Consider the following 1,007-nt stretch of genomic DNA (forward strand, 5'->3'; position numbering starts at 1 on the left):
CATTCGTGCATTGAGGACTTTTGTTGCTGTGGCTAACTATCTCAGCTTTTCTAAAGCCGCCGATGACCTATGCGTAACACAAGGAGCGGTCAGTAAACAGATGGCATCTTTAGAGCAACTCGTTGGGCTTCCTCTCATTCATCGAGGGTTAAACGGCGTGGAGCTAACAGAGGAAGGAAAGCGCTATTTACCCCAAATAACAGAAGCTCTGGAGCTCATTCAGCATGCAACCGCCAGCCTAATTCAGACCAATACCGATCAAGAGCTGTTGGTTGTCGATGTCACACCCTCATTTGCCAGTCTTTGGCTGGTGCCAAATATCGATGATTTCCACCAGCGCCATCCAAATATTCGCGTGAAAATTCTTACCGGAGATGGCGCAGTTAAAAACATTCATGGCGAAAGTGATCTGCATGTGCGGTGTTTGCCTCTTTCTACTCATTATGAATATAGCCAGCTCTTATGTGAGGAAACCTTGTTGCTGATTGGCAACACCAACCTACCAGAGCTGTCAGACAACCAAGCCATCAGCCATTACCCATTTATTCCGCAAACGACTCGCCCGCAACTGTGGGAGCAGTTCAAACAGGAGAACGGTTTAGAGTGCCCAATCACCTATCACTCCGTCGGGTTTGAGCATTTTTATTTGGCGTGTGAAGCCGTGAGAATGGAGAAGGGCTTGGCTTTGCTGCCCGATTTTATGGCGCAATTTTCTATTTTGCGTGGTGACATCCAACATATTGGGAATCTAAAGCTTCACAGCGGCTATGGCTATTATGTGGTGATCCCAAACTTCCGGTTAACGTCAAGAAAAGTGGCACTTTTTCATGACTGGTTAAAAGACAAACTTACCCATCATACATAAAGCTACCGATATGAAACCAGTACAAATATGAAGATTGTGCAGAGCCTATCACCTACCGCGCCTCAAATGTAAGTATGGTTAAATTTGTGGCATTCTCATCCATACTATTTGAAAAGGATAAATGGATAGTAGGATATGGACA

General features: G+C 45.2%; 1 protein-coding gene. It reads left to right on the forward strand.

What is annotated here, in order from left to right:
- Nucleotide 1: 1 nt before the first annotated feature.
- Nucleotides 2–865 carry a LysR family transcriptional regulator gene (locus tag R7E42_RS25860; protein WP_318073366.1) on the forward strand — a complete coding sequence of 288 codons (864 nt, stop codon included), beginning with the start codon at nt 2–4 and terminating at the stop codon, nt 863–865.
- Nucleotides 866–1,007 lie beyond the last annotated feature (142 nt).

The organism is Vibrio sp. Vb1337 (genome assembly GCF_033338715.1).
Lineage (GTDB): Bacteria > Pseudomonadota > Gammaproteobacteria > Enterobacterales > Vibrionaceae > Vibrio > Vibrio alginolyticus.